Raw genomic sequence first — 15,146 nt, forward strand, 5'->3', positions numbered from 1 at the left:
TAACCAGCAGCAATCAAAAACGCCCCACAGAATAATCTATGGGGCGTTTTATTGTTTTCGGCTTTGGCTTTAATTGAGGCTGTCATTCACATCAAATGTGAAAGCCAAATCTCAATCAGACCAAATTAAGTCAGGCCACAAGCTTATAGCGACGCGATAGCATCGTTAAAGGTTTTGCTTGGACGCATAACGCTTTGAGCAAGTGCTTCATCAGCGTAGTAGTAGCCTTTGATATCGACTGGTTTGCCTTGAACTTCGATTAGCTCTTTAACGATTGCATCTTCGTTGCTTTCAAGGGTCTTAGCCAGTGCGCTAAACTTCTCTTTTAGCTCAGCATCTTGGTCTTGAGCGGCAAGCTCTTCAGCCCAGAACTTAGCCAAGTAGAAGTGGCTACCGCGGTTATCAAGCTCACCAGTTTTACGTGATGGAGACTTGTCTTCTAGCAACAGTTTTTCAGTGGCTTTATCTAGCGTGTCTGCCAATACTTGTGCTTTTGGATTGTTTTGGGTTTTGGCTAGATGCTCTAAAGAAACGGTTAACGCTAAGAACTCACCTAGAGAGTCCCAACGTAAGTGGTTTTCTTCTAGCAGCTGTTGAACGTGCTTAGGAGCAGAACCGCCAGCGCCAGTTTCGAATAAGCCGCCGCCTTTCATTAATGGTACTACTGATAGCATCTTCGCACTGGTACCTAACTCTAAGATTGGGAACAAGTCAGTTAGGTAGTCACGTAGGATGTTACCGGTTGCAGAAATAGTGTCTAGACCACGAGCCACACGCTCTAACGTGTAACGCATCGCACGAACCTGAGACATGATTTCGATATGTAAGCCTTCAGTGTCATGGTCTTTCAAGTAAGTTTTAACTTTCTTGATAAGCTCGTTTTCGTGTGGACGGTATGGGTCTAACCAGAATACGACAGGTGTATTTGATTCACGTGCACGCGAAACAGCCAGTTTCACCCAGTCTTGGATCGGCTCATCTTTCACCTGACACATACGCCAGATATCGCCTTTCTCAACCGCTTGCTCCATCAATACTTCACCAGTATCAACGTCTACGATACGAGCAACACCGGCATCGCTTGATTCAAAGGTTTTGTCGTGTGAACCGTATTCTTCTGCTTTTTGCGCCATTAGGCCAACGTTTGGTACGGTACCCATAGTGGTTGGGTCAAAGTTACCATGCCATTTACAGAAGTTGATCATCTCTTGGTAAATACGAGCGAAAGTAGACTCAGGCATTACTGCTTTACAGTCATACATTTTGCCGTCAGCGCCCCACATCTTACCGCCTGAACGGATCATGGCTGGCATAGATGCGTCAACAATGACGTCGCTTGGAGAATGGAAGTTAGTGATACCTTTTGCAGAGTCAACCATCGCTAGGCGTGGGCGGTGCTCTTGACAGGCGTGTAAGTCGCGCTCAATCTCATCGCGTGTTGATTCAGGTAAGGTTTTGATTTTTTCGTACAAATCAGCCATACCGTTGTTGACGTTTACGCCAAGCTCTTCAAACAGTTTGCCATGTTTTTCGAAAGCGTCTTTGTAGTAAATGCGAACCGCGTGACCGAATACGATTGGGTGAGACACCTTCATCATAGTCGCTTTTACGTGTAGTGAGAATAAGATACCCGCTTCACGGCAGTCTTCCATTTCACGCTCATAGAACTCAAGCAATGCTTTTTTGCTCATGAACATAAGATCGATAACTTCTTTATCTTGAAGCTTGATTTCAGGCTTAAGAACTTTAGTCTCGCCACTGTCTAGTAATAGCTCCATACGTACAGTACGTGCTTTGTCTAGTGTCATTGACTGCTCGCCATGGTAGAAGTCGCCGCCATGCATGTGCGATACGTGAGTGCTTGACCACTGCTTCCATTCGCCCATAGAGTGTGGGTGCTTACGCGCATAGTTTTTAACTGCTTTTGGTGCACGGCGGTCTGAGTTACCTTCACGTAATACTGGGTTAACCGCACTACCTAGTGCTTTACCATAGCGCTTACGTAGCTCAACTTCTTCGTCAGTTTGTGGGTCTTCTGGGAAGTCAGGAAGCGCATAGCCTTTGCTTTGTAGCTCTTTAATAGCGGCTTTAAGCTGTTGAACTGACGCACTAATGTTAGGTAGTTTGATAATATTAGTGTTTGGATCTTGAGTTAAGCGGCCAAGCTCAGCTAAGTTATTAGGAACGCGTTGTTCTTCCGTTAAATAATCTGGGAACTCTGCTAGCACACGCGCAGCAACAGAGATATCACTGGTTTCTACTTCGATATCTGCTGTTTTGGTAAATGCTTCTACGATTGGTAAGAAAGACAAGGTTGCAAGCGCTGGCGCTTCATCGGTTTTGGTGTAAATAATTTTCGACGTTTGTGACATTATAGTTATTCCTCTAGGCTGTAGTGAGATAATAAGACTTAAAAGATGTGAATATAATTTAGTTGTTCTATGTCATAGGCTTTAATGAACAGGAAGGGGCAGTAACACGCTATCCATTCTATGCGACTGTCTACCCATTATTATGTCTGCTTTTGAGGGCATGCTATGGCATGTGCTGTCTATTCTAGCCACTTTAATTTTCTTTTAAAGTGAACAGCTGTTTTTTTTAACATAAATCAAACGGCCGACACTTCTCTATTTTACAGTATACTGACGCGATATTACAGTTGATCCACTATAAATTCGATAGATTGTCAATATCATATAGTGAACTCAGTGTACTGATTCCACTGATTGTGCTATGTATATAAAGTGTATTGCCTCTCTATAGAATGAGGATAATACGTTTTAGCGTCATTTTCATGTCAATTTAAGACCGCATATTCTAGACAAAGTGACCTTAACCAACAAGGGTATATTTTAACAGTCATTCGTGTTGATATCACCTTTTGTATACAATGTCTGTGTTGCTCTTTACTTGCTACTCTTTAACAAGCAGGGCTATAAAACAAGCCATTTATCCTATAACAACAAGCAACCCACTATATGTCGTACTCTTATACGCTTACTCAAGATTTAAATTGGCAGTCCCAAGCCGATTGGCAACAGCCTGATACGCCTTTTATGTCGTTTGCTTACTGGCAGGCGCTGAACGATACGGGTGCTATTGGTCAGCAATCTGGTTGGGTGCCGTTATATATCGTGATTTATCAAGATGAAACACAGCCGCCCATTGCTGCATTGCCTGTGTTTATTAAAGGGCATCATCAGGGCGAATATGTGTTTGACCATGCGTGGGCAGATGCTTACATGCGTTACGGCGTCGACTATTATCCAAGACTGGTGACCAGTGTGCCTTATACGCCCGTCAGTGGGCATCGTTTTTGGTTGGCTAAAGGCGAATCGTTAAGCCCTGAGCTTTGGCAAGTGGCACTGACCGCGGTTGATGCTGTGGCCAAACAAACCGGCGCGTCTAGCTGGCATGGGCTATTTATCAATGATGAGCAACAGCAGGTTTTTAATAGCCTGCCAAATCCTTTATTTGAGCACCAACTGCTTGAGCGTGAAGGCTGTCAGTTTTTGTGGCAAAACCAAAAGTTGACTGATCTTGATCCACAAGGTCGCCCCAAACCATTTTCTGACTTTGATGATTTCTTAAGTACGCTCACTGCCAAAAAGCGCAAAAATATTAGAGCTGAACGCAAAAAAATCGCCAAGCAACAGCTAACTTGCCAAATCAAAACTGGTGAACAAATCAGCAAGCAAGATTGGGAAGTGTTTTATCAATGCTATGCCATGACCTATGCGGTGCGTGGTCGTCATCCGTATTTAAGTCCAGAGTTTTTTGAGCAAATTGCCCAAACTATGCCTGAACACTTAATGCTGGCGCAGGGGCTTGATGAAAGTGGTGAAGTGATTGCCAGTAGCTTGTTCTTTTATGATGATCCCAGTCAGCCAGAGGCGACACTTTATGGGCGCTATTGGGGCTCGTTGGAGGAATATGACAGCCTACACTTTGAGCTGTGCTATTATCAAGGCATTGAGTTTGCGATTGCTAAGGGCTTGCAATATTTTGACCCAGGTACGCAAGGTGAGCATAAGTTGATTCGAGGGTTTGTACCGCAAAAGACGCATTCGCTACATCGTATTTATGATGCGCGCTTTGAGCCGGCCATCGCCAATTTTTGTGAGCAAGATCGTCAGTATATGCAGCAGTATCGTCAGCAAGCACATGAGGCGCTGCCGTTTAACATTGATAATATGCCCAAATTTAGCGGTTAAGCTTTTTATTTTATTAAATCTTTTTATTAGGCCTTTTTAAAGGCTAAAACTTGATAATCGGCGACTGTCTACTAATCTATTGGTATTATTTATCTTCTATTCTTTATTTTTCACTCTTAAGCACTGTGGTTTTTATGATGCCATCTCACACCAACACAGCTTTGCCGGTAGCAGGCATGTATAGCCGAATAGAGGACTTGATTGCATTCGATCAAGCGTCTTTAGAATCAGCATTGTTACAGCACATTGTTGACTGGTTAACCAGTAACGGCTCGTTAACGGCTTTGTTAGAACAAAAGGCAGGGCGGCCACTGCGAGTCGAGCGTACTTTTGAAGGCTATCGCCGTTTAACGTTGGCTCAAAAAAAGCAAATGGGTTATCAAGGCGCTAGTTTGAATCGTCCGATGATGGCATGGATTCGTGAGGTCTATTTGTACGGTAACAGCACGCAGCCTTGGATTGCTGCACAAAGCCTGTTTCCTTTACCCAGCTTGCAAGGCAATGCCAAACGCTTGCAGCATTTGCGAGGCACACCCATTGGTTATGTGTTATTTAAACGTCAAAATAGACTGCCCAATGTGCGTTATTTTCAAAAGACAGTTGCCAGTGCCTCAGGTGATAAGGTAGAGAACAATCAGCAATCAAGCACCAGCTGGAGTCGACATACGGTGTATGACTGGTATCGTCGTCCGTTGTTAATTAGTGAAACTTTTTTGCCCGAGTTTTTTGCCTCATTTTCTAATCCCAATCAGTTGCCAGAATCTAAATAAGCCAATAAAACCAACAGTTAGCATTCGCAGCCAAAAAACCAACTTATTTCTAGTGTTTTTTTAGGTTTAGAACCTCAGTTTTCATGTTACACTTAAGGTTCAGGGGACAACCCCCATAACGTGCGACGTTGCCATTTTTAACTGTGACCACTGACTTTACCCAACAGACTGTCCTTGTCTGACTGACTTGGATAACAGTCTGTAATAATAACAGTCTAGCCCTTTAATAGATGCGATAAAGTGATTGGCGGATAACGGTAGGGCAGTGCAGCGCTTGTCTTTTTTAATACGTTTTAATATGTCATAAATGACTACATTATAGGACTCACTATGTTTAAAGATATTAGCATTAAAGATTATGATCCAGACTTACACCAGGCCATGGTGTCAGAAACCAAGCGTCAAGAAAGCCATATTGAGCTGATTGCGTCAGAGAACTACTGCTCGCCAGCAGTGATGGAAGCGCAAGGCTCAGATTTGACGAACAAATATGCGGAAGGTTATCCAGGCAAGCGCTATTATGGCGGCTGTGAGTATGTGGATATCGTTGAGCAATTAGCGATTGATCGTGCCAAAGAGTTATTCGGTGCTGAGTACGCCAACGTACAACCACACGCGGGTAGCCAAGCAAACTCTGCAGTATTCTTAGCACTGCTTGAAGCCAATGATACGGTTCTAGGTATGAGCTTAGATGCAGGCGGTCACTTAACTCACGGTGCACACGTTAACTTTTCAGGCATCAACTACAATGCGGTTCAGTATGGCCTAGTAGAAGAAACGGGCCTAATCGACTATGACGAAGTTGAACGCTTAGCGAAAGAGCACAAGCCAAAAATGATCATTGCTGGTTTCTCAGCGTACTCACAAGTAGTCGATTGGCAGCGTTTCCGTGACATCGCAGACAGCGTTGGCGCCTATCTATTCGTAGACATGGCTCACGTTGCTGGTCTGGTTGCAGCGGGTGTATATCCAAGCCCAGTACCATTCGCTGACGTGGTAACAACAACGACTCACAAAACACTACGTGGTCCACGTTCAGGTCTAATTCTATCTCGTGATGACAAATTAGCTAAGAAGCTAAACTCAGCGGTATTCCCAGGTAACCAAGGTGGCCCATTAATGCACGCTATCGCTGCTAAAGCGGTGTGCTTCAAAGAAGCGTTACAAGACGACTTCAAAACCTACCAGCAGCAAGTGGTTAAAAACGCACAAGCGATGGCAAAAGTTATCCAAGAGCGTGGTTATGAAATCATCTCTGGCGGTACTGAAAACCATCTAATGCTTATTAGCTTAGTTAAGCAAGAAATGACGGGTAAAGAAGCGGACAAATGGTTAGGCGACGCGGGCATCACTGTCAACAAAAACGCTGTACCAAACGATCCTAAATCTCCATTTGTGACTTCTGGTATCCGTATCGGTACACCTGCTATCACTACTCGCGGCTTCAACGAAGCACAATCTGCTGAATTAGCGGGCTGGATCTGTGATGTATTAGACAGCCGTGGCGATGAAAAAGTGATTGCTGACACGCGCGCTAAAGTTGAGAAAATCTGTGCAGAATTGCCAGTATATGAGAGCAATCAGTAAGTCTATTTCAGATTACTGAATTTGTAATATCAAAAACCGCTTAGCCCTTTGGCTAGGCGGTTTTTTTGTGGTCGATAATACATTAAAGGCTAGTCTTTCTTTAATACAGACATGTCTTCCAAAATACCGTTAAACCTATCAAATAACCAAGGCTCGGCGTCTTTAATCGCTTGGTCGTAAATCTTTGGTCCTATCAGATCTACCATAAAATCGAGCAAGAATTGAGCCGGTAGATTGCCTATATCTATATCAAGCTCAACGCTCATATATGTCCGCAATTCATTGAGTAGAACCTCTTCTTCATCACTATTTAGTTGCAAAAGTTTCTTATGTTTCATAATTGACTCAGTCTGCAGTTACAGTGGATTTATTTTTATTTATTTATTTATTGGTCATTGGGTCATTCGGATTAGCTATTTTGAGGTAACTAAACGCCTGATGGGGTATGGTACTATTTATATACTATAAATAACGTTATAAATAGCAAATGATATAAAAAATAAAGGACTAAACATGACCCTCCGCATTCATGCCTTACTACACAATCACATCAATATCTTAGCCTCTGTTGAACATTGGATTCAGCGTAATCACCATCAATTCACCACGACCCAGTTTGCAGAAGCGTTGACAGCGGATAATCATTTGCCAAATATCGACAGCTTCGATTGGCTGATTGTGATGGGCGGACCGATGGGCGTTTATGATGGTGACAAATTTGCTTGGCTTAGCACCGAAAAGCAGTTTATCACTGAGGCCATTAACGCTGGCAAGACAGTGATAGGTATGTGTTTGGGTGCGCAGCTACTTGCTGAATGCTTGGGTGCTAAAGTGGGTAAAATTGATATTAAGGAAATTGGTTGGACACAGCTGACACTGACTAATGAAGGCGCTAACCATTCGCTACTCAAAAGCGTGCCGAAGCAGTTTACTACCTTTCATTGGCATGGCGATGGCTTTGAAATACCTGAGGGTGCTACGTCGCTCGCGACCTCCGAGCATTGGCCAAACCAAGGCTTTATTTATCAAACCGATAAACACAAACAATTAGGCAATTGGCTGATGGGTTGGCAGTGTCATTTTGAAGTGACGCCAGATAGCTTGCAGACCATGATTGAAAAAGGGAAAGGTATCTCAGAGCAGGACATCAAGCAGTATCCGCAAAGCGTGCAATCTCCGGCTCATATTTTAGAAAATACCGCTCAATTTGCCGCTAATAATAATGCCTATTTTGATACGATATTAGATAACTTAGAATCAAGCAGTAAGGATGTAAAATGAAAGTTAGCCATGATTTCAGCGGTGCCTTGAGAACGTTTACCTATTTTATAGCAAGTGGCACTCATTACATGCTTGAAGATATTGAGTATCTGGACTTGTTTGGCAATGAGCCTAGTGCCATAGAAATGGTTTTTGCCATATTTGCTAATGTAATAGAGATGGATGAAGATGGGAATGTTTTAAATTTCACTTATGCACAAAAAAGAGCAACAGACTATCTGAAATCTTATTGTTCAGATTATGTTGTCGAACCACCCTTTGAAGAATGGGAAACATCGTTATACGGGCCTCCTAAGCAAGATGCGTAAATAGGCTTAACCCATATTATATGATTGAGTGATTCCAGCTTCTAAAAATTAGAATGACGATAATTAAAATTAAAAGTTAAAGGACATCCGAATGACTACGCAAGCTCTTCCACATCGCAAAGACGTACCTGTACGTTTAACCTGGGATATGACAGCGCTGTATGCCACGCCAGAAGACTTCTACGCAGATCTAGATAAAGCCGGCAAGCTTGCCGATGAGCTGACCTCAGAGTCGATGCTGAACCTGACCGATGGCGATAGCATCATACGACTACTGCAAACCTATGAAGCTTATTTGACTACTTTATCCAAAGCAGGCACTTATGCTGGCGCGCAAAGTGCAGTCGATATGAGTGACAGCGAGCTACAAATCAGAGCCAGAGATTTTGATTCAAGAGTGGCCAAGTTTAATAGCCAAACCACGATTGTCGAGCAAACGTTAAAGCAAGCTGATGAAGCGCTGATTAAGCAAGCGATGGTCGACAATGACAAGTATCGTGCGTTTTTATCCGATTTATTAGAGCAAAAGCCGTATACCTTAAGTTTAGAGTTAGAAACCGCACTAATGTCGTTATCGCCAGTACTAGACTTGCCGTATCAAAACTATGAGCAGTGCAAGCTGGCTGATATGAGTTTTCCAGACTTTGAAGCCAATGGTCAGACTTGTCCGTTAAGCTTTTCAGCGTTTGAAAATGAGTACGAAACCGCTGTCGATACCGAGTTTCGCCGCAATGCATTTAAGGCATTTTCAAAGCGGTTACGTGAGTCACAGCACACCATTGCCAGTAACTATCTAACCCAAGTTAAAAAAGAGAAAATCATGGCCGATATGCGTGGCTATGACTCGGTGTTTGATTATCTATTGTACGATCAAAAAGTATCGCGCGCCATGTATGACGAGCATATCGATACCATAATGCAGCATCTGGCACCGCCGATGCGCCGCTATGCCAAGTTATTGCAGCAAGTCAATGGTATCGACAAGATGACCTTTGCGGATTTAAAGGTACCTCTCGATGCTAATTTTGTGACCCAAGTCAGCATTGAGGAAGCTAAGCAATATTGCGTGGATGCCTTGGCGCTATTGGGTACAGATTACACCGATATGGTGAAGCGTTCGTTTGAAGAGTGTTGGTACGACTTTGCACAGAATAAAGGTAAGAGCACCGGCGGGTTTTGTGCGTCACCTTATGGCGAGCACTCTTATGTGTTGATGTCGTGGACTCAAAATCTAGGCGATGTGTTTACCTTGATTCACGAAATCGGTCATGCCGGACATTTTTATAATGCCGGTCAGCATCAAAACTACTTAAGCTATGAGCCGTCACTGTACTTTATTGAAGCACCGTCTACTTGTAATGAGCTGCTATTAGGTCATCATTTATTACAGCAAAATACCGACGACAAAGCATTTCAGCGTTATGTGGTGTCCTCACTATTATCGAATACTTATTATCATAACTTTGTGACCCATTATCTTGAGGCGCATTTTCAGCGTGAAGTGTATCGCGCAGTGGATGCCGGCAAGAACTTGAGTACCGAAGATTTGCATCAGCTGATGCAGTCGACATTGCAGCAGTTCTGGGGTGAGGAAGTAGAGATTGATGAGGATGCGGCGCTCACTTGGATGCGTCAGCCACACTATTACCTCGGTTTATACTCTTACACTTATAGCGCCGGCCTAAGTATCGCCACTCAGCTGTTTAAAAAGCTGCGCAAAGGCGAGGATGTCATCGAGGATTGGTTAGAAGTATTGCGTGCAGGCGGGACTAAAACACCGGCTGAATTGGCTCAAATGATCGGCGTGGATATCACAGATAACGCCACGTTAATTGACAGTATCGGCTTTATTGAAGAGCTGATTGATCAGGCTGTTGAGTTAACCAAGCAGCTACAATCTGGAGAATAATCAGTTACTGATGCCAAGGCAGTTTACGCCAAAGCAATTTACACTAGAACAAACTGTACCGAAGCAATCGATGCCAAAGCAACTAGCGCTAAAAAAAGCAACTGGCGCAAAAATAATAAACGGACGTGTCATCTTAAACCAGATTAAGGCTTTAAATTTATGCTTGTTATCAAATCGTTGTGTCGTTATTTGACCGCCACCTTATTTGCTTTGGTGTCGACCTCTGCGTTGGCGTTTAATATCAACTATCCGTCTATTGTTAATGTCGCTTCTGGCTATGGATTTTTGGTCGGTCAAGAAATCTCAGTGCAGCTGATAGCCAATCGTTATCCGGATTTGGCCAAAGAAGCTTATCTGGCACAAGCGAGGTTTAACCTTAAGTTTCCAGATTTAAAGCAAAATCAAATAGCAATAATTCAGTCATCAGGGGTTCCTGAGGTCGATCAGCTATTAGAACAAACCAAAGCAGAGTTGCAAGCGCACTTGTCACGTCAATCTACATCTAGATTAGAGGCTTTACGCTTTATTGATACTGTTAATCAAAGAGCCAAAGGTGAGATTGAGTCGCCATTTTTGGAAAGTTTTTTAATGATTCAATATGATGATAAGCCGTATCAGGAAATTACTGATGGCTTTTACAATCAATTTTCATCATCAGCCTTATCTCAAGCCAAAGCAGTCAACTTAACTATAAAAATTCCAAAGTCTTGGCAGCAACAAGAGGCGTCAAGCCCGGATATTATCAAGAAATGGATCAGTCAAGATGGCACCGGCTTGGACACTATTATGCTGACGGTAAAAGAATTGCCAGAGCCTAAAGTGGATGCTAAGACTGTCGAAGCCTTATATAACAACGATGAAGTCAACGAGCTGCTGCCTGACGAAATGATACTCATTGATAAGGGCTCACCCATCACATTAGATGAGCTGCCGGGATATTGGATTCATATGGGCGCTGAGATGCAGTACCCGGAATTTACCAGCTATGTCGAGCAGACCATGTATGTGATATTTTATGATAATAAGATGATAGGGATACAGTGTGCTACAGCAAATACGCCCGACAATAAATCACAGGTAGAGCTAAGAGCTAGGTCAATACAGCCATTGTGTGCGACTGTTGCTAATACCTTGGTGATATCAGAGTTAACGTCCTAACTAGGCCGTTTCAATTCATATCATTTAAGAAAGGGTATTATTAAAAAAGAATGTGGTTAAAAAGGGTAAATGATTAAAAAAGGCATGCCAGTAATAATACTGACATGCCTTTTGCTATTAGACTTTAAGATAATTACATCGAAAATCTTTATCTGTCGTTAAACCGTTTAGTGAGTAACCAAAGACCAGTCTTCAACAATTTCAGTGCCTGCTTGTGTAAACAAGTTATGTAGCGGACAGTATTTTCGTACTTCCTGTTGCATCTCGGCTAGCTGCTGCTCAGTCATATCAGCATCTAATGTTACCGATAGATTAATGGTCTTAAACGGATTACCGGTTTCGGCGACGAACATTACGCCACGCATATCTAGACCTAAGTCAGCCTTGGTATCAACGGCATTGACGGTAACGCCTTGGCGCTTAGCGACCAGGCTAATCATGATAGAAACACACCCTGATAGCGCGGCAACAGCTGCTTCAACCGGAGAGGCACCTTGGTTGGTACCGCCCAAATCGGCTGGCTCGTCTAACACCATGCTTAGGTCACGCATGTCCAGATCAACACGCATTTTACCTTCAGACTTACTGTTTACTTCAAATTGAGCAAGCTTTGTATTCATGTCTCTTATCCTTTTGATAACGCAATAATTAAAAGCCAATTAAAAGCCAATTAAAAGCCAATTAGAATCTAGTTAAAAGCGTTTGACTACATAAACGGTAACTTGGTGAAGATCTGCAATACCGTGGCGTTGACGATATCGACGAAGAAAGCACCAACCATAGGCACAATTAAGAACGCCTTTGGTGACGGCTGATAGCGATCGGTAACCGCCTGCATATTGGCAATCGCTGTCGGTGTGGCACCCATACCGAAGCCGCAGTGACCGGCTGCTAATACCGATGCATCATAGTCTTTACCCATAATTTTAAAGGTGATGAAGTACGCAAAACCAATCATTAATAGGGTTTGTACCAATAAGATGATTAATACTGGTCCAGCCAAGTCTGTTAATTGCCACAGTTTCAATGACAGCAGCGCCATGGCTAAGAACAAGCTCAGTGAAGCGTTACCAATAACGTCGATGGCACGGTCAAACATGTCAAAATCAAACACCATGGTCAATACGTTACGGATAATCACACCGCCAGCCAATGCCCAGACGAATGTCGGTAGCTCAAACCAAGTGTCTTTACCCACTAACGTCATGAAGTCTGCAAATGCTAAAGCTGCAGCAAACAGGGCAAATGACTCAATAGCAGAAGAAGCAGTAATCAGGCGAATATTATCTGGCTTCTCAAAGATTTCTTTATTACCAAAAGCCTCTTCTTCTTTGTGCTTAGTACTATACAGTGACTGTTTACCAGCTAGCTTTTCAACATCACTCGGATTTGGATCAACCGGACTCGGTTTGACGCCAAGATTTTGGATAAGGCGACGGGCAACAGGACCGCCAATAACACCACCGGCAACCAAGCCATAAGTAGCGACCGCAATACCTAATGTTGTGGCACCAACCACGCCGTACTGCTCCTCAAGGGTGATACCCCATGCACCTGCTGTACCATGACCGCCAGTTAGTGCAATAGAGCCAGTGACCAGACCTAATAATGGGTCTAAGCCAAGTGCGCTTGCCAATGCAACGCCTGCGATATCTTGTACGATAATAAAGCTAGACACAACGACGGTGAAAACCAATAAAGGCGTGCCACCAGCCTTGAGTCGGCCAAAGTCAGCACTCAAACCAATGGAGGCGAAGAACATCAACATACAGGCAGTCTGCAAGTCTTGATGGAAGTTGAAGCTATAACCCCATATTAAATTTAGTGCGTAAACGATAATCGCCGCAACCAAACCACCAGCAACTGGTTCAGGGATATTAAAGTCTTCTAAAAATTTAATTTTCTTAACTAAGAAGCGACCCATTAATAGGACCAGTGTCGCCAAGATGAGGGTGTAATACCCATTTAATGTAACTTCCATAAGCGCCTCCTTGTATCAGCACAAGACTGATAGCACATGATGATTACTATAAGGTTATCGATACAAGAATAGTGTGTGTCATCTTGTATTTTTAAGGTATCAAACTTAACTATTCTACAGGATATTGGAGAGTATCAGAAATAGGATAAGGGTAACTTAAAGTAACCTTAAATGACGATGAAAAATAAGTAATCGGCATAAAAGATGCTGCTAATAATAGTCTGTCAAAACAAAAGCTCCAGAAGAGGACTCTCCTGGAGCTTAGATAATGGCTTAACTAAACGCTTAGATAAAACAGGGCTGTTTTAAATAGATTGACGCTGGTTAAACAAAGCCATTCGCTTGTGAGCCAACACATTAGCTGCGCACTTCACCATGACCGTAAACAATCCATTTTTGTGAAGTCAGACCATTTAAGCCAACTGGGCCACGGGCATGAATTTTGTCAGTAGAGATACCGATTTCTGCACCAAGACCATACTCAAATCCATCGGCAAAACGGCTTGAAGCGTTAATCATCACGCTGGCAGAGTCAACTTCACGAATAAAGCGCTGTGACTTGCTGTAGTTGTCCGTGATAATCACATCAGTGTGCTGACTGCTGTGAGTATTGATGTGTTCGATAGCAGCATCTAGTCCATCGATGATTTTTACCGCTAAGATAGGCGCTAAATACTCAGTATCCCAATCAGCATCGGTTGCGTCATCTAAATGGCCGGCAAGTTTGGCATTGTCTTTTAAAATTGCTTTTGATTCAGCGTCTATACGCAGCTGCATCGCATCATCGGCATCAATAATGGCTTCGGCAATTTTTGGTAACAGCTCATTGGCAACCGCTTTGTCGACCAACAGGGTCTCCATGGTGTTACAAGTACCATAGCGGTGGGTTTTAGCGTTAACGCTGACATTAATCGCAATCTCAGGATCAGCATCGCTGTCGATATAGGTATGACAGTTACCGTCTAAGTGCTTGATAACCGGTACTTTGGCATCATTGCTGATGCGCTCAATCAAGCCTTTACCGCCTCGAGGTACAATCACGTCCACATACTCAGTCATGGTGATAAGCTCACCAACGGCGGCACGGTCAGTGGTTTGTAATATTTGCACCCCATATTCAGGTAGGCCGGCTTGCTTTAAGCCCTCCAAGATGCATTTGGCAATGGCTTGGTTTGACTCAAACGCTTCTGAACCGCCACGTAAGATAATAGCGTTACCCGACTTTAATGCCAGTGATGCCGCCTCTAAAGTCACATTAGGACGAGACTCATAAATCATGCCGACCACACCCAGTGGCACACGCATTTTACCCAGCTGAATACCTGATGGACGGAAGGTCATATCTGTTACTTCACCGATTGGATCGGGCAGGGCAGCCACATCTTTTAGACCTTGCAGCATGGCATCGAAACGATCATAGGTCAGCTCTAAACGGTCAAGTAAGGCAGCATCTAAATCATTTGCATGACCTTTATCCATATCGGTTTTATTGGCCGCTAAAATGTCTGCTTTGGCAGCAGAAAGTTTGTCATGAATGGCCAGTAGCGCATTATTTTTATCATCGGTATTGGCAGCAGCTAGGGCTCTTGAGGCGGCGCGCGCTTGTTTACCCACTTGCTGCATGTACGCTTTAATATCTGAGATATCCTGTGTCACTTTGTTCTCCTGTTCATTTTAATTAATGTGGTACTGATTTTAATTAATGTCGTGCAATTAGTATCAATGTGGTGCTATGAATCATTGCTATGATTAATAAAGTTAAAATAGCTGTAAACGACTGATCAATCATTATCGTGTCGTATATATGGGTCAAATTTATGTTGTCTTTAACATAAAGTAGATGATGCCAATAGTAAAGTCGAATAACTGCTTACTAACAAAATAGCTGATTGTTTTATCACAGTGTTTTATCAAAATAGGGACGATTTCTGCTACAAA

General features: G+C 43.2%; 12 protein-coding genes. 7 read left to right on the forward strand and 5 right to left on the reverse strand.

Annotation, left to right across the window (positions count from 1 at the left end):
- Positions 1-143: 143 nt before the first annotated feature.
- Positions 144-2,372, reverse strand: coding sequence for an NADP-dependent isocitrate dehydrogenase (locus tag A6J60_RS09435; RefSeq protein ID WP_096065766.1), 2,229 nt, complete (start codon positions 2,370-2,372; stop codon positions 144-146).
- Between the two features lie 606 nt (positions 2,373-2,978).
- Between A6J60_RS09435 and A6J60_RS09440 the strand changes: the two genes are divergently transcribed.
- The 3 genes from A6J60_RS09440 (at position 2,979) to glyA (ending at position 6,571) form a co-directional block, all read left to right on the forward strand.
- Positions 2,979-4,214 carry a GNAT family N-acetyltransferase gene (locus A6J60_RS09440; RefSeq protein ID WP_096065767.1) on the forward strand — a complete coding sequence of 412 codons (1,236 nt, stop codon included), beginning with the start codon at positions 2,979-2,981 and terminating at the stop codon, positions 4,212-4,214.
- Positions 4,215-4,351: 137 nt separating this feature from the next.
- Positions 4,352-4,984 (forward strand): chorismate--pyruvate lyase family protein, encoded by a 633-nt coding sequence (locus A6J60_RS09445; protein ID WP_096066545.1) that lies wholly within the window; start codon positions 4,352-4,354, stop codon positions 4,982-4,984.
- A 330-nt stretch (positions 4,985-5,314) separates the two neighbouring features.
- Entirely contained in the window at positions 5,315-6,571 is a 1,257-nt protein-coding gene (glyA, locus tag A6J60_RS09450) for a serine hydroxymethyltransferase (RefSeq protein WP_096065768.1), read from the forward strand.
- Positions 6,572-6,660: 89 nt separating this feature from the next.
- On the opposite strand, the gene A6J60_RS09455 is transcribed toward glyA, so the two are convergent.
- The gene (locus A6J60_RS09455; protein WP_096065769.1) at positions 6,661-6,909 is read right to left on the reverse strand and encodes a DUF2164 family protein; all 249 of its coding nucleotides are present in this window, start codon (positions 6,907-6,909) and stop codon (positions 6,661-6,663) included.
- 175 nt (positions 6,910-7,084) lie between these two features.
- Here A6J60_RS09455 and A6J60_RS09460 point away from each other — a divergent pair, with 175 nt between their 5' ends.
- The 4 genes from A6J60_RS09460 to A6J60_RS09475 all read left to right on the forward strand — a co-directional run bounded on the left by A6J60_RS09460 (position 7,085) and on the right by A6J60_RS09475 (position 11,227).
- Positions 7,085-7,852 (forward strand): type 1 glutamine amidotransferase, encoded by a 768-nt coding sequence (locus A6J60_RS09460; protein ID WP_096065770.1) that lies wholly within the window; start codon positions 7,085-7,087, stop codon positions 7,850-7,852.
- The gene (locus A6J60_RS09465) at positions 7,849-8,160 is read left to right on the forward strand and encodes a hypothetical protein (protein WP_096065771.1); all 312 of its coding nucleotides are present in this window, start codon (positions 7,849-7,851) and stop codon (positions 8,158-8,160) included. Before A6J60_RS09460 ends, A6J60_RS09465 begins: the two co-directional genes overlap by 4 nt.
- 91 nt (positions 8,161-8,251) lie before the next feature.
- Positions 8,252-10,069 carry an oligoendopeptidase F gene (gene pepF / locus A6J60_RS09470; protein ID WP_096065772.1) on the forward strand — a complete coding sequence of 606 codons (1,818 nt, stop codon included), beginning with the start codon at positions 8,252-8,254 and terminating at the stop codon, positions 10,067-10,069.
- Positions 10,070-10,228: 159 nt separating this feature from the next.
- Positions 10,229-11,227: a hypothetical protein gene (locus tag A6J60_RS09475; protein WP_096065773.1), complete on the forward strand. Its 999-nt coding sequence runs from the start codon at positions 10,229-10,231 to the stop codon at positions 11,225-11,227.
- A gap of 167 nt (positions 11,228-11,394) precedes the next feature.
- Here A6J60_RS09475 and A6J60_RS09480 read toward each other — a convergent pair whose 3' ends face one another.
- The 3 genes from A6J60_RS09480 to A6J60_RS09490 all read right to left on the reverse strand — a co-directional run bounded on the left by A6J60_RS09480 (position 11,395) and on the right by A6J60_RS09490 (position 14,831).
- Entirely contained in the window at positions 11,395-11,847 is a 453-nt protein-coding gene (locus tag A6J60_RS09480) for an OsmC family protein (RefSeq protein ID WP_096065774.1), read from the reverse strand.
- 86 nt (positions 11,848-11,933) lie between these two features.
- On the reverse strand, positions 11,934-13,208 hold the full coding sequence (gene gltS, locus A6J60_RS09485) for a sodium/glutamate symporter (protein ID WP_096065775.1): 1,275 nt from the start codon (positions 13,206-13,208) through the stop codon (positions 11,934-11,936).
- A gap of 357 nt (positions 13,209-13,565) precedes the next feature.
- Positions 13,566-14,831, reverse strand: a complete 1,266-nt coding sequence (locus A6J60_RS09490) for a glutamate-5-semialdehyde dehydrogenase (protein WP_413772383.1) — start codon at positions 14,829-14,831, stop codon at positions 13,566-13,568.
- Between the last annotated feature and the right edge of the window lie 315 nt (positions 14,832-15,146).

The organism is Psychrobacter sp. FDAARGOS_221, assembly GCF_002313155.2.
GTDB lineage: Bacteria > Pseudomonadota > Gammaproteobacteria > Pseudomonadales > Moraxellaceae > Psychrobacter.

Bases quoted from the DNA above. Each gene is read 5' to 3' on its own strand.
- A6J60_RS09435 (WP_096065766.1), bottom strand. From the start codon at position 2,372: ATGTCACAAACGTCGAAAATTATTTACACCAAAACCGATGAAGCGCCA.
- A6J60_RS09440 (WP_096065767.1), top strand. From the start codon at position 2,979: ATGTCGTACTCTTATACGCTTACTCAAGATTTAAATTGGCAGTCCCAA.
- A6J60_RS09445 (WP_096066545.1), top strand. From the start codon at position 4,352: ATGCCATCTCACACCAACACAGCTTTGCCGGTAGCAGGCATGTATAGC.
- glyA (WP_096065768.1), top strand. From the start codon at position 5,315: ATGTTTAAAGATATTAGCATTAAAGATTATGATCCAGACTTACACCAG.
- A6J60_RS09455 (WP_096065769.1), bottom strand. From the start codon at position 6,909: ATGAAACATAAGAAACTTTTGCAACTAAATAGTGATGAAGAAGAGGTT.
- A6J60_RS09460 (WP_096065770.1), top strand. From the start codon at position 7,085: ATGACCCTCCGCATTCATGCCTTACTACACAATCACATCAATATCTTA.
- A6J60_RS09465 (WP_096065771.1), top strand. From the start codon at position 7,849: ATGAAAGTTAGCCATGATTTCAGCGGTGCCTTGAGAACGTTTACCTAT.
- pepF (WP_096065772.1), top strand. From the start codon at position 8,252: ATGACTACGCAAGCTCTTCCACATCGCAAAGACGTACCTGTACGTTTA.
- A6J60_RS09475 (WP_096065773.1), top strand. From the start codon at position 10,229: ATGCTTGTTATCAAATCGTTGTGTCGTTATTTGACCGCCACCTTATTT.
- A6J60_RS09480 (WP_096065774.1), bottom strand. From the start codon at position 11,847: ATGAATACAAAGCTTGCTCAATTTGAAGTAAACAGTAAGTCTGAAGGT.
- gltS (WP_096065775.1), bottom strand. From the start codon at position 13,208: ATGGAAGTTACATTAAATGGGTATTACACCCTCATCTTGGCGACACTG.
- A6J60_RS09490 (WP_413772383.1), bottom strand. From the start codon at position 14,831: ATGCAGCAAGTGGGTAAACAAGCGCGCGCCGCCTCAAGAGCCCTAGCT.